22 protein-coding genes are annotated in these 21,488 nt (G+C 44.1%); 1 reads left to right on the top strand and 21 read right to left on the bottom strand.

Annotated elements, in window-relative coordinates:
- Positions 1 to 57 precede the first annotated feature (57 nt).
- From RCH61_RS06225 to RCH61_RS06125, 21 genes are all read right to left on the bottom strand, one after another.
- Positions 58 to 855, bottom strand: coding sequence for a M15 family metallopeptidase (locus tag RCH61_RS06225; protein ID WP_178007504.1), 798 nt, complete (start codon positions 853 to 855; stop codon positions 58 to 60).
- Positions 852 to 1,493 (bottom strand): 4'-phosphopantetheinyl transferase family protein, encoded by a 642-nt coding sequence (locus RCH61_RS06220; protein ID WP_178007502.1) that lies wholly within the window; start codon positions 1,491 to 1,493, stop codon positions 852 to 854. The genes RCH61_RS06225 and RCH61_RS06220 overlap by 4 nt, the downstream gene beginning before the upstream one ends.
- A gap of 8 nt (positions 1,494 to 1,501) precedes the next feature.
- On the bottom strand, positions 1,502 to 3,124 hold the full coding sequence (locus tag RCH61_RS06215; RefSeq protein ID WP_178007500.1) for a bifunctional diguanylate cyclase/phosphodiesterase: 1,623 nt from the start codon (positions 3,122 to 3,124) through the stop codon (positions 1,502 to 1,504).
- 243 nt (positions 3,125 to 3,367) lie between these two features.
- Positions 3,368 to 3,790 carry an ATP synthase F1 subunit epsilon gene (gene atpC / locus RCH61_RS06210; protein WP_178007498.1) on the bottom strand — a complete coding sequence of 141 codons (423 nt, stop codon included), beginning with the start codon at positions 3,788 to 3,790 and terminating at the stop codon, positions 3,368 to 3,370.
- 13 nt (positions 3,791 to 3,803) lie between these two features.
- Complete coding sequence (atpD, locus tag RCH61_RS06205) at positions 3,804 to 5,192, bottom strand: F0F1 ATP synthase subunit beta (RefSeq protein ID WP_306480168.1); 1,389 nt, start codon at positions 5,190 to 5,192, stop codon at positions 3,804 to 3,806.
- Positions 5,193 to 5,293: 101 nt separating this feature from the next.
- The gene (gene atpG, locus RCH61_RS06200) at positions 5,294 to 6,178 is read right to left on the bottom strand and encodes an ATP synthase F1 subunit gamma (protein ID WP_178007088.1); all 885 of its coding nucleotides are present in this window, start codon (positions 6,176 to 6,178) and stop codon (positions 5,294 to 5,296) included.
- 4 nt (positions 6,179 to 6,182) lie between these two features.
- Positions 6,183 to 7,688 (bottom strand): F0F1 ATP synthase subunit alpha, encoded by a 1,506-nt coding sequence (gene atpA / locus RCH61_RS06195; protein ID WP_178007090.1) that lies wholly within the window; start codon positions 7,686 to 7,688, stop codon positions 6,183 to 6,185.
- Positions 7,689 to 7,693: 5 nt separating this feature from the next.
- Positions 7,694 to 8,221, bottom strand: a complete 528-nt coding sequence (gene atpH, locus RCH61_RS06190; protein ID WP_178007092.1) for an ATP synthase F1 subunit delta — start codon at positions 8,219 to 8,221, stop codon at positions 7,694 to 7,696.
- The gene (atpF, locus tag RCH61_RS06185; RefSeq protein ID WP_178007094.1) at positions 8,208 to 8,708 is read right to left on the bottom strand and encodes a F0F1 ATP synthase subunit B; all 501 of its coding nucleotides are present in this window, start codon (positions 8,706 to 8,708) and stop codon (positions 8,208 to 8,210) included. The genes atpH and atpF overlap by 14 nt, the downstream gene beginning before the upstream one ends.
- Positions 8,709 to 8,758: 50 nt before the next feature.
- Positions 8,759 to 8,983 (bottom strand): ATP synthase F0 subunit C, encoded by a 225-nt coding sequence (gene atpE / locus RCH61_RS06180; protein ID WP_004848489.1) that lies wholly within the window; start codon positions 8,981 to 8,983, stop codon positions 8,759 to 8,761.
- Positions 8,984 to 9,132: 149 nt separating this feature from the next.
- Positions 9,133 to 9,789 (bottom strand): F0F1 ATP synthase subunit A, encoded by a 657-nt coding sequence (locus tag RCH61_RS06175; RefSeq protein WP_178007096.1) that lies wholly within the window; start codon positions 9,787 to 9,789, stop codon positions 9,133 to 9,135.
- 546 nt (positions 9,790 to 10,335) lie between these two features.
- Positions 10,336 to 11,277: a hypothetical protein gene (locus tag RCH61_RS06170; RefSeq protein WP_178007097.1), complete on the bottom strand. Its 942-nt coding sequence runs from the start codon at positions 11,275 to 11,277 to the stop codon at positions 10,336 to 10,338.
- Positions 11,278 to 11,321: 44 nt separating this feature from the next.
- On the bottom strand, positions 11,322 to 11,951 hold the full coding sequence (locus RCH61_RS06165; protein ID WP_178007099.1) for a V-type ATP synthase subunit D: 630 nt from the start codon (positions 11,949 to 11,951) through the stop codon (positions 11,322 to 11,324).
- Positions 11,952 to 11,972: 21 nt separating this feature from the next.
- Positions 11,973 to 13,358 carry a V-type ATP synthase subunit B gene (locus RCH61_RS06160; RefSeq protein WP_178007101.1) on the bottom strand — a complete coding sequence of 462 codons (1,386 nt, stop codon included), beginning with the start codon at positions 13,356 to 13,358 and terminating at the stop codon, positions 11,973 to 11,975.
- Between the two features lie 15 nt (positions 13,359 to 13,373).
- Entirely contained in the window at positions 13,374 to 15,140 is a 1,767-nt protein-coding gene (locus RCH61_RS06155) for a V-type ATP synthase subunit A (RefSeq protein ID WP_178007103.1), read from the bottom strand.
- The gene (locus RCH61_RS06150; protein ID WP_306480167.1) at positions 15,133 to 15,720 is read right to left on the bottom strand and encodes a V-type ATP synthase subunit E; all 588 of its coding nucleotides are present in this window, start codon (positions 15,718 to 15,720) and stop codon (positions 15,133 to 15,135) included. Before RCH61_RS06150 ends, RCH61_RS06155 begins: the two co-directional genes overlap by 8 nt.
- A 99-nt stretch (positions 15,721 to 15,819) precedes the next feature.
- Positions 15,820 to 16,128, bottom strand: a complete 309-nt coding sequence (locus tag RCH61_RS06145; RefSeq protein ID WP_178007105.1) for a V-type ATP synthase subunit F — start codon at positions 16,126 to 16,128, stop codon at positions 15,820 to 15,822.
- Positions 16,129 to 16,150: 22 nt separating this feature from the next.
- On the bottom strand, positions 16,151 to 16,585 hold the full coding sequence (locus tag RCH61_RS06140; protein ID WP_004848465.1) for an ATP synthase subunit C: 435 nt from the start codon (positions 16,583 to 16,585) through the stop codon (positions 16,151 to 16,153).
- Between the two features lie 38 nt (positions 16,586 to 16,623).
- Entirely contained in the window at positions 16,624 to 18,573 is a 1,950-nt protein-coding gene (locus RCH61_RS06135; RefSeq protein WP_178007106.1) for a V-type ATP synthase subunit I, read from the bottom strand.
- Positions 18,570 to 19,616, bottom strand: a complete 1,047-nt coding sequence (locus tag RCH61_RS06130; protein WP_178007108.1) for a V0D/AC39 family V-type ATPase subunit — start codon at positions 19,614 to 19,616, stop codon at positions 18,570 to 18,572. The genes RCH61_RS06135 and RCH61_RS06130 overlap by 4 nt, the downstream gene beginning before the upstream one ends.
- Positions 19,617 to 19,619: 3 nt before the next feature.
- Complete coding sequence (locus tag RCH61_RS06125) at positions 19,620 to 19,931, bottom strand: hypothetical protein (protein ID WP_178007110.1); 312 nt, start codon at positions 19,929 to 19,931, stop codon at positions 19,620 to 19,622.
- 291 nt (positions 19,932 to 20,222) lie between these two features.
- Between RCH61_RS06125 and trmB the strand changes: the two genes are divergently transcribed.
- Positions 20,223 to 20,873 carry a tRNA (guanosine(46)-N7)-methyltransferase TrmB gene (gene trmB, locus RCH61_RS06120; protein ID WP_178007112.1) on the top strand — a complete coding sequence of 217 codons (651 nt, stop codon included), beginning with the start codon at positions 20,223 to 20,225 and terminating at the stop codon, positions 20,871 to 20,873.
- The last annotated feature ends 615 nt before the right edge of the window (positions 20,874 to 21,488 follow it).

The raw sequence follows: 21,488 nt of genomic DNA, 5'->3' as shown, positions 1-21,488 counted from the left end.
TTTTCCCATGTACCCTGGACTGCTTTCTGCCTTTTTCCGCATCCGCAGATTCCCCTTCTATTGAAGAAGATATTCTTCCAAAGTCAGGTTGTTCTTCATAATCTCTTCTGCGGCTTCCTTCCCTACATACCGATAATGCCACGGCTCATAAATAATTCCTGTAATATCTGCCTTTTCCGGCGGATACCTTAAAATAAACCCATATTCCCAGCAGTGCTCCATGAGCCACTGTTGTTCCGGCGTATCTCCCTGCTTGTCATCAAGTCCTTCATATTGCGATGCAATAATATCTACCGCAAGTCCTGTAGCATGTTCGCTTGTACCCGGAACTGCCACAGATTTCTTCGTCTCATCATATGCCGACAACGGAGTGTAACCCTTCGCAATCCAATCCTGCATCGTCGTGTTAAACACTTCCTTTTGTTTCTCTGAAGAACGATATGCCGATGCCACATACATGCTAAGTCCCTGCTTTGCTCCGTCATCAAGCATCTGACGGAGAGATTCCTGTATCCTTGCGTCAACAAAACGTTCGCTCTCCGTTTCCACCATAGACTCAGGCTCATAAGACAGATCCAGCGGATGAGACTCATTCACGAGAACCAACGCCCATCCGTCTGCATCGCTCCCCAAAGTTTCCGCGCTGTTATTCGTCGCCTCATGCTTAATGATCGTCTGCTTCAACTCATCGTTTTTCTTTTTTAACGCTTCTTTTTCGACGGCAAATTCTGCTTTATTTTTTGATACAATCGAATTTGCAGCCAAACCTGTAAACAAAACGCCTGCCGCCAATCCGAACGCAATACCGATGACAAGCATCCGCCTCAGGCGGGCTTCTTCGGTCAATTTTTTCATAATTCCAACTCCATATCTATGTCATCAGCGATCTCTTGCTGCGTCGAGCAGATCGCCATTCTATACCCTCCATTCGGAAGCTTATACTCCCGATAACAGTAGTCTTCTTTGAACAATTCCGGTTTTCTTATCAATACCGGCGGATTTCCCAACCGGATCTCAAAAGAATCCAACGGAAGCTTCATCCCCCATCTCGTCGCTTTTAAAAAACTTTCCTTCAACACCCAATATCTGTAAAAACGCTCTTTTCTCTCCTCTTCCGTCTTTCCTGCCATGATTTCTTCATACTCTGCGCTGCAGAAATAATGTTTCGCCACCTGCTCACGCAGACCGCCCATCTGCTGAATATCACATCCGACACTCACAGTTGGCTTCCCGGTCTGCTCTTTTTCCATACAAACGGCACACATGACAAAATTCCCGGAATGGGATAAGTTAAATACAGCCTCATCCAAAACACCATATGTTTCCCTGATCTTTGTCCACAAGCTCCATGCGGCTACACTCTGTATCCGTTTCTGCTCCACTGCCTGCGCCGCCGCCTTTTCTTTGCGAAAATCAGGAAGCTGCTCAAAATATTTCTTATATATGTTTCTGTCATAAAGCGGCGTAATATTCGCCGCCCATCCTTTTACCATAGATTTCCTTATCTGTCTCTTAAATATCTCACTTCAAACGTTTCAATCGTAATCGGCTTATTAAACAATGTTCCCTGTGCATAATCACAGCCGATCTCCCGCAATACATTAAACTGATCCTGCGTTTCCACGCCCGCTGCCTGAACTGTTGCGCCCAACTGTCTGCATATCTCGATCACTGCCTGCGCCACGATCCTGCTTCTGCTGTTTCCGACAATATTTGTAATCAGACTTTTATCCAGTTTCAAACCATCAAATTCCATTAACGACAAAATCGAAAAACTGGAATTTTTCGCGCCGAAATGATCCAAAATAACCCGAACATTTCCTTTTCGGATCTTACTGCTCGTCTCCGCCAGCATCTCCTGATTCATATCATTGCTTGACTCAGAAACTTCCACTTCCAAATACTCGCATCTCACATGATATTTTTCAATGAGATGAATCATCCTGTCGGCAATCCCCTCCTGCCGAAGAGTTGCCCCCGCAAAATTCACCGAGACCGGAATCATCGGAATATCGCTGATCTCCCATTTATGAAGGGTTCTGCACACTTCCTCAAACACATAGAGATCCAGATAATGAGAAAGTTTCGTCTCTTCAAGCATATTGAGATACCTTCCGGGATCGACAATCCCAAGATCCTTATGATGATATCGCACAACAGCTTCTGCCCCGCCGACTTCACCTGTAAGCGTGTCAACTTTCGGCACAAGGCACACAATAAAATTACCGTTCTCAATATCCTGCAGAAGATCCTGCTTAATGATCGGTTCGTGATGACCTTTTTTCAGATTCTTATAATACTTTCTCTTTTCCTCGCGCATCATTACTTCCGCATGGTTTACAAGCTTATCCACTTCGATATCGATCTTCTCCCACGCGTAGCCGATCGACACAAGACCTAAGCTGATATGATCCAGCTTCGTATGAACCGCATATACCTGCTTCGTAAATTCCTCATAAGAAGTATTTTCCACAAGCACAAGATACTCGTCCCCTGTCAGACGATACGCTTCCCCGCTGTGAAAATACTCTTCCAGAACTTCTCCCACACGGATGACGACCTCATCACCATAATCTCTGCCAAACTCTTTATTAAAATTTTTCAGTCCGTTAATATCAACAGAAAGTGCACCGATCGATTTTAATTTCTTCTCATCCACTGTATCGAAATAGTGCACAAGGCTGTTCCTGTTCAAAAGTCCGGTAAGATCGTCATGATAACTCAGATACTCCTGCTGCTTCTGCATCTTCTGCAGCGCAATCGCCTGCGGAATGTACTGTACAATGGCGCGCATCAGATCAAGTGTGCATCCGCCTCGTCTGACTCCTACAACTGCAAGGATCGCCGTCACATCTTCAGTGATCGGAAGGAATACACTGTAATCTCTTGCCGTCGTATCGGTAATCTCGGTTTTCATCCACTTCGGCTGCCGTTCTTCCGGCAGCAGTTTCATCCGATCACGCTGCCACTCGATATTCTCATCACACCACTCGTAGATCGTCTCGATGTCTCCTCTGTCTTTTTCAATATAGTAAGCATATTCCGCATCATAATAGCTGCGAACCGTGCTCAATATATCATTTACGATCTCACTAAGAGACCGAATCTTATAACTTTCACTCATAATACCCCGCCCGTTTCATTTTCTGTTTACTTAAATCTATCTGTCACTCAGATCAAATTTCTGCTTCGCATTTCATTCCGAATTATCCACTTGTATAAACATTATTATTTTATTATACCACCCTGTAAAATGCAAGATAAAAAAGAGCCAACCACCGCGGGATTGACTCCTCTTTTAAGAAATTCAAATTATTCATTTTTCCGGACAGATCTTTCCGATCTGCTTCCCTCCGGATGTTCATGCTTAATAGTGAATAAGATCTGTTGCTCCCTGTGCAAGCTTCAGACGATTCATAGCGCGCGCAAGGGATGCCTGTGTATGATAATATTCCTGAATACTTTGTTTCTGTCTCATTCGTTCCTCTGCGTGTTCTCTTTGCTCCCGGGCATGACGCACATCAATGTCCTCCGGACGTTCTGCCGTATCGACGATCAATGTCACACGGTTGTTCACGATTTCCGCAAATCCGGTTCCGACGGCAACTTCCGTTACCTCCCCTTCGATGGATTCCATCCGCGCAATGCCGACAACGATCGCGATTACCATATTTTCATGATGCGCCAGTACCCCTTTTTCTCCGTCCGGCACCGGAATCGTCAGTTTCTTACATCTCCCGTTAAAAAACACTTTATCACTTGCTATGATTCTCAATCCAAATGTATCCATAACGCACCTCTGCCTATTCTGCTGCCTTCGCTTTCTCAATCACATCATCGATCGAACCTACATTGAAAAATGCCGACTCGGGATACTCATCCATTTCCCCGTCAATGATCATCTTAAATCCGCGGATCGTTTCTTTCAGCGGCACATATTTTCCCGGAACTCCGGTAAATGTCTCAGCCACAAAAAACGGCTGCGACAAAAACTTCTGGATCTTTCTCGCCCGCATAACGATCGCCTTATCTTCGTCCGACAGTTCTTCCATACCGAGGATTGCAATAATATCCTGAAGCTCTTTATATTTCTGAAGGATCGCGATCACTTTATTTGCCACTTCGTAATGTTCCTCGCCTACGATCTCAGCCTCCAGAATACGAGAGCTTGATTCCAGCGGATCAACCGCCGGATAGATTCCCTGTTCTACCACTTTTCTTGAAAGAACCGTTGTAGCATCCAAGTGGGCAAACGTCGTTGCCGGAGCCGGATCTGTCAAGTCATCGGCAGGAACATATACTGCCTGCACGGAAGTAACCGAACCATTTTTCGTTGATGCGATCCTTTCCTGAAGTTCTCCCATTTCCGTCGCAAGCGTCGGCTGATAACCAACCGCAGACGGCATTCTTCCAAGGAGCGCGGACACTTCCGAACCTGCCTGTGTAAAGCGGAAAATATTATCAATAAACAACAGAACGTTTCGGTGTTCCTCATCACGGAAATATTCTGCCATTGTAAGTCCTGTTTCTGCCACACGCATACGTGCTCCAGGCGGCTCGTTCATCTGGCCGAACACTAACGCCGTCTTTTCAAGCACTCCTGATTCTTTCATTTCCGTCCAAAGATCGTTTCCTTCACGGGAACGCTCCCCGACTCCGGTAAAGATAGAATATCCGCCGTGCTCCGTCGCTATGTTTCGGATCAGCTCCTGAATAAGAACCGTTTTTCCTACTCCGGCGCCGCCGAACAGTCCGATCTTTCCTCCTTTGGCATAAGGAGCAAGAAGATCAATTACTTTAATTCCTGTTTCCAAAATCTCAACAACCGGACTTTGATCTTCAAATGTCGGAGGCTCTCTGTGGATCACCCATCGATCTGCGTCTGTGATCTCTTCTCCGGCATCCACCGTTTCACCAAGTACATTGAACAGTCTTCCAAGCGTCTTCTCTCCGACCGGAACTTTAATCCCTGCTCCTGTCGCAGTCACTTCCATATCTTTGTGAAGTCCTTCGCTTGCAGCCAGCATCAGACAGCGAACCTCATTGTTTCCGAGATGCTGCGCCACTTCCATAACGCATTTCTTTCCATTGTTTTCAACTTCCAGAGCGTCTTTGATAAAAGGAAGGTTCCCGTCTTCAAACACAACGTCTACGACAGGACCCATAACCTGTATGATTTTTCCTTTATTCATGTTCTTTCTCTCTTTCTTAGAACTGCAGCGGCATTCTGCCGCCTGTTTGACATACTGAGTTTCCAGACTACAGCTTTAACCGCTGTTTTTCATACGCATTTCTATTTTTGCTGTGCCCTTGCACCGCTGCACACCTCTGTGATCTCCTGTGTGATCGCCGCCTGTCTGGCACGGTTATATATGACCGATAAGTCATGGATCAGACTTTTCGCACTGTCTGTCGCAGATTTCATCGCCATCATACGGGCGTTATGTTCACTGGCATACGCCTCGACAAGCGCTCCGTACACAATTCCTGTCACATAGTTCGGAATAATGCTGTCCATAACTGCCTCTGCCGACGGGTAAAGCGCGATCGCCTCTCTGTGCATATTCAACGGCATTTTCATTTCATTAAACGAACTTCTCTCAAGGGGAAGAAGTTTCATAACTTCCGCTTCTGCCTGAACAGAATTTTCCATTCTTGTATAAACGATATAGATCTCATCCAATTCCCTTTCACGGAACTGTTCGAGCAGCACCGCCGCAATATCTCTCGCCCGATGCATCGTCGGATTTTGCACCGTGTACTGGAAGTTCGTATCGATCTGTACATCCCGCTTTGCGAAATAATGCCGTCCAAGTTCACCTACGATAAACAATTTATGAATCCCCGGACGCGCCAGTATCTCTTCTTCCAGCTTCACGATATTGTGATTATATGCTCCGGCCAGTCCTTTATCCGCTGTAATGACGATTGAACCGATCTTGCGTTCCCCCTCCGGAATTTTCTCACGCGCCGAAAAATATCCGTGATGCAAGTCCGGCAAGTGTCTGAGAATTCTTGATATCTCACCTTGCAGACCGTAAAAATACGGTTCTGTATCCGCAAGTTTTTTCTTCGCATGTGTCATCTTTGAAGAAGAAATCATATACATCGCATTTGTAATCTTCATCGTATCTTTTACACTATTGATACGGCTTTGTATCTCTCTGATATTTGCCATGTTATCACCTGCTCTTTTTAAATTCCTCTGCGATCGAAACGATCTGATCGATCAATTCATCAGACAACACTTTTTTCTCTTCGATTTCTTTGCCGATCTCAGGATATTTCGTGTCGAACCATGTCATCAGATCAAGACGGAACTGACGAATCTCCTTTTTGTCGATGCCAAGAAATACTTTGTGCGTTGCAGCGCAAAGAGTAATTACTTTTTCATGCAGCGACATCGGATGATATAACGGCTGTTTCAAAAGTTCCATCAATCCGCTTCCATATTCCAACTGTTCTTTTGTCGCAGCGTCCAAATCCGAACTAAACTGTGTGAACACTTCCATCTCTCTGTACTGAGCAAGGTCGATACGGATACTTCCAGATGCCTTTTTCATTGCTTTCGTCTGTGCCGCGCCGCCTACACGGGACACGGACAAACCGACATTTACCGCCGGGCGCATACCGGAGGCAAACAATCCGCTCTCCAGAAAGATCTGTCCATCTGTGATCGAAATAACATTTGTCGGAATATATGCAGATACGTCTCCTGCCTGTGTCTCAATAATTGGCAAGGCTGTGATCGAACCGCCGCCGTTCTCATCACTCAGTCTGCTGGAACGTTCCAACAGTCTTGAATGAAGATAAAATACGTCTCCCGGATAAGCCTCTCGTCCCGGAGAACGTCCAAGCAAAAGGGAAAGCGCTCTGTAAGCGACCGCATGTTTTGACAGATCATCGTACACGATCAAGACGTCTTTTCCTTTATACATAAAATATTCTGCCATTGCAGTTCCTGCATACGGAGCAATATATTGAAGCGGCGCACAGTCGCTCGCTGTCGATGACACAACAATCGTATAGTCAAACGCTCCGTTTGTTTTCAATGTATTGACAACCTTTGCCACTGTAGATGCTTTCTGTCCGACAGCAACATAGACACAGATCACATCTTTCCCTTTCTGATTCAAGATCGTATCAAGCGCGATCGACGTCTTTCCGGTCTGTCTGTCTCCGATGATCAGCTCTCTTTGTCCTCTTCCGATCGGAAACATAGCATCAATAGAAAGAATTCCTGTCTCCATTGGAACACTGACCGATTTTCTGTCAACGATCCCCGGCGCTTCCTGCTCGATCGGGCGGTAATCATCAGCTTCAATTCCACCTTTCCCGTCGATCGGCTCTCCTAACGCATTCACAACTCTTCCTATATAAGCGTCTCCAACAGGAACACCCGCTCTCTTTCCTGTGCGGGTTACCTTCGTACCTTCGCTGATCTTTGTATCGCTTCCGAAGAGGATACAGCCGATCTCATTTCTGCGGATATCCTGAACCATTCCCTTTAAACCATTCTCAAATGTAACGATCTCTCCGTACATTGCATGGTCGATCCCATAAACTTCAGCGATTCCGTCACCTACGGAAACTACGGTTCCTACTTCGCTGTCTTTGCTCATCATATCAAAATTCTCAATCTCTTCTCTTAAGATTGAAATAATTTCATTTGAGTTGATCGAACTCACCTCGCTCACCTCCATAGTAATCTTTGTTCTAATCTGTCTAAACGGCCTTTCACACTTCTGTCATACTCATCGCTTCCCACCCGCAGAACAAATCCGCCGATCAGGGAATCGTCTTTTTGTATCTCTATATATGCCTTCTTCGCATGATATTTCCGGCAGAGAAATGACTCCATGCCTCGTTTTTGCTCCTCGTTTGGAAATACAGTGCAAAAAAGAACAGCCCTTACAATCTTCTCTTCTTCATCTGTCCGCAGATCATATGCGTCAAAAATCTCTTCGATCAAATCGATCTTCTGATAACGGCAGACAACCTTCAAAAAATTTCTGATTTCCTGTGGAAATACTTTGTCGATCACTTGCTCTTTCTTGTCCTGACGGATCGTCGGATTCTCCAGAATCTCCGTTATCTGCGGTACTTCCGAAAAAATTTCCCGCGTCTTTCCAATCGTTTCTTTCGGAAGCGCAAGTTCAAAAAGGACTTCCGCATATCGCATTGCCGAAGAAGAACAAATGACTTTCTTATTCGTCTCCATCTCTATGTCCCTCTCCTGTTTCTTGCAGAAACTGATCAAACAACTGATACTCTCTCTCTTCATCCCGAGCCTTTCCTGCAATCTTCGCCGCTGAAGCGATTGCCAAACCAGAGATCTCTCCTTTCAGTTCACGGATTGTTTTCTCCCGTTCAATACGTACAGTCTCTTTCGCAGACTCAATGATCCCGTCTGCCTTATTCCCTGCTTCTTCCAAAATACGATCGTATTCTGCTTTCGCACTCTTTCTGGCATTTTCCACAATCTGCACCGATTCCTGTTTCGCCCCGTTTAAAGCCGCTTCATATTCCTGTTTCATCTTAAGGGCATCATCCTGTGCATTCTGAGCATTTTTCAGTCCGTCGGCGATCAGTTGTTTCCGTTTCTCCATAATGTCTGTCACAGGCTTAATAAGAAAATGTCTCAGCAAGAGATAGAGAATAATCACATTTATTATTGTATAGACAAGACTCATATTTATTTCTATCATCTTTTCCCCATACCTTTCCCGTCATTTTAACAGTGTAACATCTGACTAAATTAACCAAGAAGGATGATGATCAAAATTCCGATGATAAATCCGTAAATAGCTGTTGCCTCTGCAAGCGCACATCCAAGGATCAGGTTTTTACTGATCTTGCTTTCTGCTTCCGGCTGTCTTGCGATTGCTTCTGCTGCTTTTCCTGTTGCGATTCCGATACCAACACCTGCTCCGATACCTGTCAAAACTGCTACTGCTGCTCCGATTGCTATAATTGCTTCCATTTCATGTTCTCCTTTATTCTTTGATATTTTTTGATTCTTTCGTACTTTCCTGCATTTCCTGAACTTGCCAAACTATTGCGCAGCCTTGTACATGCAGAATTTCATTATTTCTATCTTCTGTTTCTGTTTTTTTCTCTTCCTTTTCGGAATTACTCCATTTCCTCCGTCATAAATAACGCTGTCAGGAATACAAATACATATGCCTGAAGAAGCCCGTCAAAGATATCAAAATAGAAACTTACCGGGATCGGGCAAATAAGCGGCACGAAAAATTTCAAAAGCTCCAGCACCACAAATCCCGCCAACATATTTCCAAAAAGCCGCATACACAGCGACAACGGCCGAATCACAATTTCCAGCACCGTAATCGGCGCCACAACCGGAACCGGCTTTGCAAAATGTTTCATCCAGTGGACTACTCCGTTTTTGTGAATTCCCGAAAATTCAATGACACACATACTCATGATCGCCAGCGCCGCCGTCACGTTCAGATCTTTTGTCGGCGGTTTAAAACCGAACAGACCGATCGTGTTTGACACTGCCAGATAAAGAAGCACTGTAATCAAATACGGCACATAGGCTTTATTTTCTTTGCCGATGATTCCTTCAAAGAAATCCTGCGCCCAGCCGATCATTGCCTCCAGTGCAAGCTGCACTTTTCCGGGATTTTCAACTTTAAGATTTCTTACTAATATGACAGACAAAAGAACCAGAAACGCCATAATAATCCATGTAACGACAACCGATTCTGAAATATCTCCTAATATAGGAAGTCTCAGAACAGTCTCGCAGTTCAGCTCGTCCATCAATGTTTCTGTCAGATCTCCCGTATTGCTCCCTCCTTTTTTCGTTTTTTACAGGCTTCTTATTTTCCGTTCTTTTTGGGCATAAAAAAAGAGCTCCTGCCTGTTGAGAACCGTTCCTCTTCGAACCCCTGTAATCCTTGCGTCTCCTAGGTATCAGCCGCTTCCGGCGCAAGCCGTTTTCTTGTGTTTCCCGGCTTTCCTAAAAGTCGAATAAAACATTACACCCGAAGAATCTTTTTGTCAATATTTCCATTTTTTTATCCACATCCAAAAAAAATCCATTTTTTTCTTTCATTTTGCTATCTCAAAACATAAAAAAAGGATGAAATTTTATTCATTTTTCATCCCTCTTTTTTTACAATATTTATTTTTTGTAAATTATCGAAATTTCTGCACGATAAACTTCCCGTTTTCTCCGTATTTTTTGTCGTATTGCATAATCTGCATGTCTATTTTTTAACAAACATTGTCAAAAATAGACTTGTTTCCATCATAATGTTTATAAAACCACATCTATTGTACTGACTGACTGCTCAAAATCACTCTTTACTGCGTCTCTTTCCGGCTTCCGTCCCGTCCGTCTTCCCGCTGCACGCTCTCTTCTTTCCTGCCTTCCTCGTTTTGAGCAGATTCTCTTGCGATCCTTAAGAAGTCTCTGTCATGATCTTTCCTTCTCGGAATAAAGCTTCCGGCAACTTTTCCTTTACCTCTCGTCTTCACATAGAAAAATCCAAGTACAGAGAAAACAGCCGCGCCGATAAAATTAACGATCAGGTCCTGCATCGTATCAAGAAGTCCGATATCAAGATATCCGCTCAGTCCAAGTGACTGCCCGTTCACTACTACATCCGTTATATTCTGAATCGTATACGGCACATTATGTCCGCCGGGATCGAGCATTACCGAACGAATCGTATGGATCACCGTGTCTTTCTGCATATCAAGTCCCATGATCATATCCATTCCAAATTCAAAAAACTCCCAGACAACTCCAATCGTCATGGAAAAACAAAACGCTACGATTGCCGTAAAAAGAGGCGATAACGTAAAAACAGTTCTGTCGCTTCTGTTAAGAAGATCGACAAGGGAGAATCCGATCGCCGCCGCAAGAAAACCATTCAGCGTATGTAAGACCGTATCCCAAAACGGAAATACAAGATAAAACTCACTGATCTCTCCAAGGATCTCCGCCGAAAAAATAAACACAAGAATAATGATCTCCAACGCCGTCGGAAGTTCCACCTTAAATGTAATCTGCGCCAGGCTCGGAATCACCAGCAAAAGAAGCGTAAGAATGCACAAAAATACATTTTCATAATTCCGATTCAAAAGCTGGAGCACAAGCATAATGATCACAAGCGCCCGCAGTGTAAAATATACGATCGCAGAACTTTTATGTTCCCGCAGCTCCATACCCAAAGCAGTCTTCCAGTTTTTAAATTTTCCTGCCGTTTTTTTATCAACTTTTTTTCCATTTACATCATTCATATGTTCCCTTTCAAACAGACATACTGAAAGATCAGTAAGGTTTCTCAGCCACCTTGTTTCTTTGTCTTCATCCGTTTAATCACTTTCAAACGGGTAAATTCTTCACGCTCTTTTTCTTCCAATGCGTTCGTAATCGTATATACAAGTGAAGTATACATCGGAATTGTTATATTCTGCAATGCGTTTGCACGCTTCTGCGTCTTTTTGATATTTCCCGCAAGTCGATACGCGGCGTTTTCCACCATGGATAATTTCACAGTCAGATCTTTCACTCTGCGGAAAGCTTCTCGCGCCTTGTCGATAGACTCACGGGTTGTGCTGAACGAATAAGTCGGCTGTCCGGCGTCAGGCATATATTTGACATGAGGAATTTCCGTTCCCATTATACTGCGCGTCTGGATCGTAATGGAATTCTCGATCGGAACCGTGTAAGCAAGCATCTCTACATTACTGATTCCATTTTCAATATTCGCTCTTTGCAGACACTCGTACGCATAAGTGAATGTTGTATCTATTTCCTCCTGAATCGTTCTCGCCTCATCGATCAGATCCATTAATTCCCGAATCAATATATTTCGCTTTTTATCCATCAGGTCATATCCCTGCTTTGCCAGCGCAAGTGAATTTTTTGCCAGCATAAGGTTTCCCTTTGTCGGAAATGTACGCGGATCCATATACACCCTCCTTCCCCGTTTTTATTCTTCTTCAATCGGTTTATAATATTTATCAAGGATCTTCGTATCAACACGGTCAAGCTCTTCTCGCGGAAGACGTCCGAGCAGTTTCCATCCAAGATCAAGAGTTTCTTCTATCGTTCGGTTTTCATTCATTCCCTGTCCGATATATTTTTCTTCAAACTCTTTTCCAAACTCAAGATATTTCTTATCGATCGGCGATAATTCATCCTCACCGATAACAGATGCCAGATTTCTTGCATCCCCCACTTTTGCATACGCAGAGAAGAGCTGATTCGCCAAATCCTGATGATCTTCTCTCGTATATCCTGCTCCGATGCCGTCCTTCATCAAACGGGACAGAGACGGAAGGATGTTGATCGGCGGATAGATTGACTGTCCGTGAAGAGGACGGTCAAGCACGATCTGTCCTTCTGTAATATACCCGGTCAAATCCGGGATCGGATGCGTAATATCATCATTCGGCATCGTAAGAATCGGAAGCTGCGTAACCGATCCATTCACTCCCTGCACGATACCTGCTCTTTCATAAATCGTGGCAAGTTCACTGTACAGATATCCGGGATATCCTTTTCTGCTTGGGATCTCGCCTTTTGAGGAAGAGACTTCACGCATCGCCTCGGCAAAGGACGTCATATCTGTCAAAATTACAAGAATGTGCATATTCTGTTCAAATGCCAGATACTCTGCCGCCGTCAGCGCTACTTTCGGCGTGATCAGACGTTCCACAACAGGATCGTTTGCAAGGTTCAAAAACATCGCAACATGATCCGCAACCCCGCTTTCTTCAAACGTATTACGGAAGAAATCTGCAACGTCATGTTTTACTCCCATTGCAGCAAATACGATGGCAAACTTTTCGTCCGAATTTTCACCGAGAGAAGCCTGCTTTACTATCTGTGCCGCCAACTGATCATGGGGCAGACCGTTTCCCGAAAAGATCGGAAGCTTCTGTCCGCGGATCAAAGTCGTCAATCCGTCGATTGCAGAAATTCCCGTTCGGATATAGTTTCGGGGGTACTCTCTTTTCACAGGGTTGAGCGGCAGTCCGTTCACATCTCTTTTCAGCGTCGAAGCAATAGGTCCGAGTCCGTCGATCGGAATTCCGATCCCATTAAACGTTCTGCCGAGCATATCCGGTGAAAGAGCGATCTCCATCGGATGTCCTGTCAATTTTGTATGTGTATTTTTCAGCGACATATTTTCAGAGCCTTCAAATACCTGAATAACCGCTTTGTCTTCATATATTTCTACGATACGTCCAATCTTTCTCTGCGTACCGTCCACGACGAATTCCACAATCTCGTCGAAAAATGCATCCTGTACTCCCTCCAGCGCGATCAGCGGGCCGTTGATGCTGCTTAATCCTAAATATTCGATTGACATGATCTTCGGTTCTCCTTATGCATTCTTTTCCAAAACATTCTGATAAAATGTGTCAATGTCACGATGATATTGAGCAAACATTTCCAATCTGTCATTCGGCACATCATATTTGATCGCGATCACCCGGTCGAAAATATTTTCTGCTTTCAAAACAGACATCGGATGTCCCATCGTCACAAGTGTCCTTGCCTGTTTATACAAATATAAAATTGTATCCATCATCAAGAACTGTTTTTCCATCGAAACACATGTGTCATCTTTATGAAATGCATTCTGCTGCAAAAATCCAAGACGGATCACACGGGCAATTTCAAGCACGAGCTTCTGATCATCCGGCAGAACGTCGCTTCCGATCAATTTTACGATTTCCAAAAGACTGCTTTCCTGATTCAAAAGCGCCATCAATCGGTTTCTGTAATCAACAAACTGCGGGGATACGTTATCCTGATACCAGTGACTTAAATCATTCAGATATTCGCTGTAACTTGTAAGCCAATGAATCGCCGGAAAATGTCTTGAATACGCAAGACTTTTATCCAGTCCCCAAAAGCAGCGCACGAAACGTTTCGTATTCTGCGTAACCGGCTCGGAAAAATCACCGCCCTGAGGCGATACCGCTCCGATGATCGTAACAGATCCATCCGTTCCGTTCAGGTTGTGCATCATTCCGGCCCTCTCGTAGAACGCTGACAATCTTGATGCCAGATAAGCCGGAAATCCTTCTTCGGCAGGCATCTCCTCCAAACGTCCTGAAAGTTCGCGGAGCGCTTCTGCCCATCTGGAAGTAGAGTCTGCCATAATTGCTACGTCATACCCCATATCCCGATAGTACTCTGCCAAAGTAAGCCCTGTATAAATACTTGCTTCACGGGCAGCCACCGGCATATTGGACGTATTCGCGATCAGCGTTGTTCTGTCCATCAGCGGATTACCCGTCCTTGGATCTGTCAGTTCACCGAACTCTTCAAGAACCTGTGTCATTTCATTTCCACGTTCTCCGCATCCGATATAAATAATAATATCTGCATCTGCCCATTTTGCGATCTGATGCTGCGTCATCGTCTTTCCTGTCCCGAATCCTCCCGGAATTGCCGCTGTACCGCCCTTCGCGATCGGAAACATTGTATCGATGATACGCTGTCCGGTCACAAGCGGAACAGATGCAGGGAACCGATGATGCGTCGGTCTGGGAACGCGGATCGGCCAATGCTGCGTCATCGTCAGCTTCTTTTCCTCTCCGTCAGAAAGTTCCAAAATCACAAGAGTTTCATCAATCGTATACTCTCCGTCTTCCACAACTTCTTTAACTGTTCCTTCTACATCCGGGGGAACCATACATTTATGCAAAATGGCATGAGTCTCCGGCACTTCTGCTATAATATCTCCGCCATGAAGATACTGTCCCTTCTCGACAACAATATGTGTCTGCCACTTTTTCTTTTTATCAAGAGAATCTACGCTGACACCTCTTGTAATAAAAGCGCCGCCTGTCTCTGCAATTCTTTCCAACGGGCGCTCGATTCCATCAAATATATTATTCAAGATTCCCGGCGCAAGAGTCACCGAAACCGCGTTTCCGCTGGCAACAACTTCCTCTCCGGGTTTCAGTCCTGTCGTTTCTTCATACACCTGGATCGTCGTCCGGTCTTTGTCAAGAGCGATTACTTCGCCTACCAGTTTCTGTTTTCCGACATAGACCATCTCCGACATACGAAATCCTGTATTTCCTTTCAGGTAGATGACAGGTCCGTTAATTCCATAAATTGTTCCGGTATTAAGCAATTCCGTCACCTCCTAAGAACAAAAATTTATCATATTCATCACGGAGCTGTGTCTTAAACGAATGATCCATCAAAATATTACGTGAACGGATCACCGCGCGCACACCGCCGATAAAATCTTCCGTGCTCACTGTCAGCCGAACCTTCGTTTCTGCTTCCAGCTTTGCAAGTTTTTCGGCATCTGACGGATTAATATAGATGACAACCGGATCATTTCCCGCAAACTGCGCTGCCTTTTTAATGCATTTAACGAGGAAGTCGTCATATGCTTCTGTCTTCATATAATCATTGACAAGCTGCACCGCCTCTTCGAAAACTTTATCTTTCAATTCTTGCTGCACTTTTCCCTGACTGCGTTTAATCTCAAGCTGAGATTTTGCCAATGCCTGACTTACTGTACGTTTCGCATTTGTCGTCTCTGCTTTCACACGCGTTTCGGCTTGTCTTAGCATCTCCGACTTATGATCGTTAAATATTTTTTCAAGCGCTTCTCTGTGCGCGTCTATGATCGCATTTCCTTCTGCGCGCGCCTGCTCCATAGACACAGTCTGCATATATGTGAGTTTCTCTTCAAGAGTCAACCGGAAGCCCTCCCTTTTCTCGATTTATCTGCTTCATTTGTCTGATTTATTTTCTGCTTTATCTATTTCCATCCTCTGTTCATCGGAATCTCTGCCGTCCTATAATTTCAGTCCGATCGCTTCCGTTATATAGGATGTGATAAAATCTTTTTTTCGTCCCGTTCCGTGCCGGTCCGGAATCTCTACGAGGAGCGGCATCTTACGTTCCAAACGAAACGTATCAATAATTGCAGGAAATTCCCGTCCGAATTTCTCAGTCAAGAGTACAATACCGATGCTTTTATCCTCAAGCACATGTTCTAATGCCTGTTTTAATTCATCCTGTTCATGGACGACGATTCCGTCCACACCTGCAAGACGCATCCCCGTATATGTGTCAACATTATCGCTGATCAGATACATCTTCATGACGCCAGATCCTTTCTTTTTCTTATAAGTTACCTAAAATCATGAAGGAGATGATCAGACCGTAGAGACATACTCCTTCTGCAAGACCTACGAAAATAAGAGATTTTCCGAGTACGCTGGAGTCTTCACTGATAGCTCCCAAAGCCGCGCTGGCTGCACTGGCAACTGCGATACCGCCGCCGATACAGGAAAGTCCTGTAACGATCGCCGCCGCAAGATACCCCATTCCTGTTGCAAAGCCTGCGTCAGCAGTCACAGCTTCTGCCGCCTGTACGTTCGGACCGCCAAGAAGCATGATCGAGGCGATGGCAAATGCTCCGAAGAAAAAGAATGCGTTCGTTCCGATTGCTCTTTTGTAACGTTTTCTGCTCTTTTCACCGAGCAGATAATATCCGAACGGCACGATAATACTCACGATCAGTGTGATGATAAAAACGATTTTTGTTCCCATTGTCATTGTAAGTTCCTCCTATGATATGATGAATTTTAAGAAATTTATTTTCGGCTGTTTCTCTTTGTATTTTTCTTTGTATATGGATCGAATGCATGACCGCTTCCTTTATAGAATCGGCTGAACATCTCGTAATATTCCAAACGAAGTACTTGAATTCCAACGATCAGACCTTCAAATCCGCATACGAACAAGTTTCCAAGAATAACTCCTGCCCAGTTTGGACTGCCGCTCTCCGCGCCTGCCAGCTGCAGCACAACTTCCATGATCGCCGCATGGCTCACTGCAAACGCGCCGATACGGATAAAGGAAATCGTATTTGAGAAATAACTAAGCAGTGTTTCAAACAGTTCGAAAAATCCCTGTACAACAAACATTGCCTTTCCCGTCTCCATCTTGTCTGCCCGTTTCTGAAGTATTCTTGTAAGCGGTTCTCTGAAAAAGATCAGCAAAAGCGGAATACCGAACATAACCGCCATAACAATCCCTCCCGGAAGCGGATTGCCTGTCATAAAAAGTACGATCGTCACTACAACCGCAAGATAAAACACAAGTCCTGCCACGCCGTTCGGATCAAACCATGCGCTTTCCATATCTTTTCCACGCAATGCGTTAATAATATGAAGAACCATCGCAACCATGATCAGGAACATACCGAATGCAACCGCAACAATAAACACGGTATTCAGTTTTCCTAAAAACGGCAGTGTCGTCATATGATCGATGGGCCGCATCCACAATGCGGGAAGAACGTCTTCAAATCCGAAAATACTTCCGAACAAGAATCCGAACACCGTAGAAAATACACCTGCCGTTGCAATAATGCCTGCAAGAGGCGCTTTCTTAAAGTGGTAGATCAAACCGCCCCCGATCAAAAGAAGCAGTCCCTGCCCCACATCTCCGAACATCACTCCGAAGATAAACGAATATGTCAAAGCGACAAACATTGTCGGATCCATCTCATTATGCGCCGGAAGTCCGTACATACTGACGAACATTTCAAACGGTTTAAACAGTTTTGGATTTTCCAGCTTCGTCGGCGGTTCTCCGAAATATGCATCGTGATCGTCTTCTACAACAACGAACACCTTCTCGTCATCTTTCACTTCTTCAACGAATTTATCCACATCATCTTCCGCCATCCAGCCGCACAAAATATAATAATCTTCCTGATTATCTTCCATTCTCGCGGCAAGTTTTCTTACATCGAAGTTATTAGACAGCTCTTCCAGCCTGTTTCTTGTCGCAATAAGCTGCGGTGCCCGGTCTGCCAGCATCTCGCCCGCCTGTTTGTCCAGATCTTCGATTTCTAAATTCACCCTGGCGATCTCATTTTCCAGGGAACGGTATGCTGTATCCGGAGTTCCTTCAAATTCGTCTTGCAGCTCGATTCGTTCAAAATGAAGCGACCGGAAAACAGCGTCGACTTTCTGTGTCTCCGCCTGTGAAACAAAGTACACACCGTACACATAACTTTCATCCCGCTCTCCTTCAACAAAGATTGCTTTCAGATCGTCCATGAGATACTTTTGCATTTTATGATAAAATTCTACTGCAATCCGCCCGAAACGATACGTGATATATCGATAATGAAGCACACGGTGGAGATCACATTCCAAAGGACGAAACGGCGCTATGATCTGCTGCTTCGCCCTGTATTGTTCGATTTTTTTCTTAAGTTTTTCCTTTTTTTCCTGAAGTGAACGATAATCTTCATCCGCTTTGCGGACAAGTTCAAACATATCGTCAAGTCCCAGCTTCGTATCAGGTTCTACCGTCTCCGCATTCGGAAGGTATCCTACGAATTCATTTGCCTTGCTTAGCACTTCTCTATATGGATTCAGCTCCACAAAAGGTCTTAAGTTGTCTACTGTCTTAAGCTCTGACAGCGCTGACTCAAGCTGAATCTCGTACCGCGACAAATACTGATCGGTAACGCGGTCAATATCATTTCGCGGTCCTGATATATTAATAAATTTCATCTTTACGATCATCGGGTTCTACCTCCAATGTACGCCGACGTCTCCCCCGGAGTCAGTCCGTACCGCACACACTCCATAACGGTCGTCAGCTTTTTCAGTTCTTCTTCCTTCAAGAAGAGATAGGTGTTGATCGCGGCGACTGAATACGGATTCCTGCGCCGGTCTACTGTATACAGATGATGCAGACAATCTGCATACATCTGTTCCATCGTCAAATTCTGTTTAAAATTATAATGTCGGGCATACGTTGTTCTTATGACGACATTCTCAAACTCTTCAATGCCCGGCGCCTCCACCATATCTTTCACCACATCCGTCGATAATTTATAGTGGATCGGAATAAGCATCAGATAAATATCCGCCGGTTTCATATTATAATACTTTTTCGCCCTGTATATCCACTGAATGTTCAAAAGATCAATCTTAGAGCCTCGATCCCGCATAAACAGTTCCAGATCCGCCTTTTTCAAAATCTTCTTTTGTTCTTTCCATGTGGATGTATAATAATAAAGATCCAATGCCAGATTGTAATCATAAAGCGTCACATTATCCGTGTCTTTTATTTTCTTCAAAGGGGCGTAATACTCCGTCCCTTTCAGATTCTCCACGAGTTCATCCGTTGTCCTTGACGTAATAAGTTTTCCGATAGATATTTGAGAATACCGGTCAAAAAACGCGCTCTTATAATTAAGATCAAACGGCTTCTTGTAATGATTGATCACAATACGCAGACAATAATTAATCAGCTCGATCTCATACCCTTTCATGATCAGCTTCATAAATCCCCTTTGCTTCTGACCGCAAAATCGATAAATCTTCTTATAATCATGATAGAGTGACTGCACAAGTACTTTCTCAATATTCCCTCTGTGGATCTGATCTTCCGTCAGGGTGTCAAGCACATACGCATACGCCGTATTTTTCCGCAAATAATCGACAATATCGGGAACGCTCCGCAAATTCGCAATATCCGCAAACTGCTCAGGGGTCAGAAGCTTCGCTTCCATCGCCCGGATCTTCGTCACGATCCCACTGTACTTAAGTAAGTTTCCCATCAGCTACACCTCTGTGATCCGTCTCAGTATTTCATGGGCATATTCTGTATGCTTCTCTTTATATTCTTCCTGAAGACTGCGGATCGTATCCTGACTTGCCCCGCTGCTGCTGTCAAGAACACGCGACTGTTCTTTTTCCAACTGCTCCCGGATCTTCTCAAGGCGAGCCCTTGTCTTATTCTCTAATTCCTCATCGAACTTTTTGCGTTTCTCATCAAATTCCTGATCAAGTACGTCTTTTTGCTCCTCAGCATGACGAACGATCGCCGACGCCGCATTTTCAATTTCCGTCAATTTATCCAAAATAGAGTCCATAAAAAGCCTCCTGTCAGCAATAATATATACCTATGATACACCTTTTTTTTCAAAATGCAAGCCACATCTTCTAAAAATCACCTTCGCCGATTTTTGCCCTCCTGCTTCCCGTTCTTCTAATAAATCTCAGTCCTGTTTTCCAGACTTTTGCAGACAGCTTCATTTCTTTTCATTTTTGTCCTGTCATCGCTTTGCAGACAGCTTTAAATCTTTGACCTCCCGAAGCTGTCATGTTATGATAGAATGGTTTCCTGAATTTCAATAAATTATCAAAATACAAGGAGAAACCGTATGCGACTTAGAAATATCCCCCGTGCCGAAGATACGCTTCAGGCACATTTTACCGTAATAAAAAATCCAAAAGAACTGCGCGGAAACTGGTCTTCTGTTTTCGAAAACACCCACCCGATCCGAATCGAGATTGGCATGGGGAAAGGGCGTTTCCTGTTAAACATGGCAAAAACTTATCCGAATATCAACTTTATCGGTATCGAACGGTATTCCAGCGTGCTGCTTCGGGCTGTAGAGAAATTTGATACCGATGAATTTGCCGATCTGAAAAATATCCGTTTTGTCTGTATGGACGCAAGAGAACTTCCAGAAGTATTTGCCGAATCGGAAATCGAACAGATTTACCTGAATTTTTCCGATCCATGGCCAAAAGCCCGACACGCAAAACGCCGCCTTACATCAACAGAATTTTTAGCCCGCTACGAAAAAGTCCTTCCCCCGCAAGGTCTTGTAGAATTTAAAACAGACAACACCCCTTTATTTGATTTTTCTTTAGAGCAGGTAAAAGAAGCCGGATGGACGCTTCAAGCATTCACTTATGATCTGCACCATAACGCCGAACTCAACCACGGAAATATCATGACAGAATACGAAGAAAAATTTTCTTCAAAGGGAAATCCCATCAATAAACTCATTGCCATAAGAAAATAGAGGAAGCAGAAAAAATCAACAGAAACAGCGAAAGCTGCAAAAATAGCAAAAACAAAAGAAACAGCAGGGAACGGTTTTGACCGGAACGATTCCCTGCTTTCTTCATATAATAAAAAAAAGACTTTTCAGACCCGCTTATAAAAGCCGTCCGATCCGTCTTCCTAATAAAGGAGTTTATATGAAGCGAAAACGCCGAAATTCCCGACTCTGTGAAATATGCTACTGCCACCCGAAGCTCAACCGAAAACTTCTTTTAATTAAAAAGTCTTTTGACGAAGTATACAAAATCCTTAATTCCGACTGCTGTCCTCGCAAACATTGCTAATCGCTGGATATTTTATTTTCTTACCTCTTTTCTGTCATGTTTATCCGGAAAAAGAATCGCAAAAACGATGGCCCCTTATAACCAAAAACAAAAAACTGTAAAAATCCGAAAAAAACAAGTAAAAAAAGAAAGAAAAATCGAATTTTTTCGAAATTTTTTGTAAAAAAGGGGTTGCTTTTTCATGATTTTTGACTTATAATAATTTTTGCGTTGTAAAACAATACATCACAGATAAGCGCGATTAGCTCAGTTGGTAGAGCACCTGACTCTTAATCAGGGTGTCCAGGGTT

It is taken from the genome of Mediterraneibacter sp. (assembly GCF_030825015.1).
Lineage (GTDB): Bacteria > Bacillota > Clostridia > Lachnospirales > Lachnospiraceae > Mediterraneibacter.
Note: the sequence above shows the minus strand (reverse complement) of the source record. Positions and strands in the feature narration are given on the sequence as shown.

Excerpts from the sequence above, each read along its gene's own strand:
- RCH61_RS06225 (WP_178007504.1), bottom strand. The coding sequence starts at position 855 with ATGAAAAAATTGACCGAAGAAGCCCGCCTGAGGCGGATGCTTGTCATC.
- RCH61_RS06220 (WP_178007502.1), bottom strand. The coding sequence starts at position 1,493 with ATGGTAAAAGGATGGGCGGCGAATATTACGCCGCTTTATGACAGAAAC.
- RCH61_RS06215 (WP_178007500.1), bottom strand. The coding sequence starts at position 3,124 with ATGAGTGAAAGTTATAAGATTCGGTCTCTTAGTGAGATCGTAAATGAT.
- atpC (WP_178007498.1), bottom strand. The coding sequence starts at position 3,790 with ATGGATACATTTGGATTGAGAATCATAGCAAGTGATAAAGTGTTTTTT.
- atpD (WP_306480168.1), bottom strand. The coding sequence starts at position 5,192 with ATGAATAAAGGAAAAATCATACAGGTTATGGGTCCTGTCGTAGACGTT.
- atpG (WP_178007088.1), bottom strand. The coding sequence starts at position 6,178 with ATGGCAAATATCAGAGAGATACAAAGCCGTATCAATAGTGTAAAAGAT.
- atpH (WP_178007092.1), bottom strand. The coding sequence starts at position 8,221 with ATGGAGACGAATAAGAAAGTCATTTGTTCTTCTTCGGCAATGCGATAT.
- atpF (WP_178007094.1), bottom strand. The coding sequence starts at position 8,708 with ATGATAGAAATAAATATGAGTCTTGTCTATACAATAATAAATGTGATT.
- atpE (WP_004848489.1), bottom strand. The coding sequence starts at position 8,983 with ATGGAAGCAATTATAGCAATCGGAGCAGCAGTAGCAGTTTTGACAGGT.
- RCH61_RS06175 (WP_178007096.1), bottom strand. The coding sequence starts at position 9,789 with ATGGACGAGCTGAACTGCGAGACTGTTCTGAGACTTCCTATATTAGGA.
- RCH61_RS06170 (WP_178007097.1), bottom strand. The coding sequence starts at position 11,277 with ATGAATGATGTAAATGGAAAAAAAGTTGATAAAAAAACGGCAGGAAAA.
- RCH61_RS06165 (WP_178007099.1), bottom strand. The coding sequence starts at position 11,951 with ATGGATCCGCGTACATTTCCGACAAAGGGAAACCTTATGCTGGCAAAA.
- RCH61_RS06160 (WP_178007101.1), bottom strand. The coding sequence starts at position 13,358 with ATGTCAATCGAATATTTAGGATTAAGCAGCATCAACGGCCCGCTGATC.
- RCH61_RS06145 (WP_178007105.1), bottom strand. The coding sequence starts at position 16,128 with ATGAAGATGTATCTGATCAGCGATAATGTTGACACATATACGGGGATG.
- RCH61_RS06140 (WP_004848465.1), bottom strand. The coding sequence starts at position 16,585 with ATGACAATGGGAACAAAAATCGTTTTTATCATCACACTGATCGTGAGT.
- RCH61_RS06135 (WP_178007106.1), bottom strand. The coding sequence starts at position 18,573 with ATGATCGTAAAGATGAAATTTATTAATATATCAGGACCGCGAAATGAT.
- RCH61_RS06130 (WP_178007108.1), bottom strand. The coding sequence starts at position 19,616 with ATGGGAAACTTACTTAAGTACAGTGGGATCGTGACGAAGATCCGGGCG.
- RCH61_RS06125 (WP_178007110.1), bottom strand. The coding sequence starts at position 19,931 with ATGGACTCTATTTTGGATAAATTGACGGAAATTGAAAATGCGGCGTCG.
- trmB (WP_178007112.1), top strand. The coding sequence starts at position 20,223 with ATGCGACTTAGAAATATCCCCCGTGCCGAAGATACGCTTCAGGCACAT.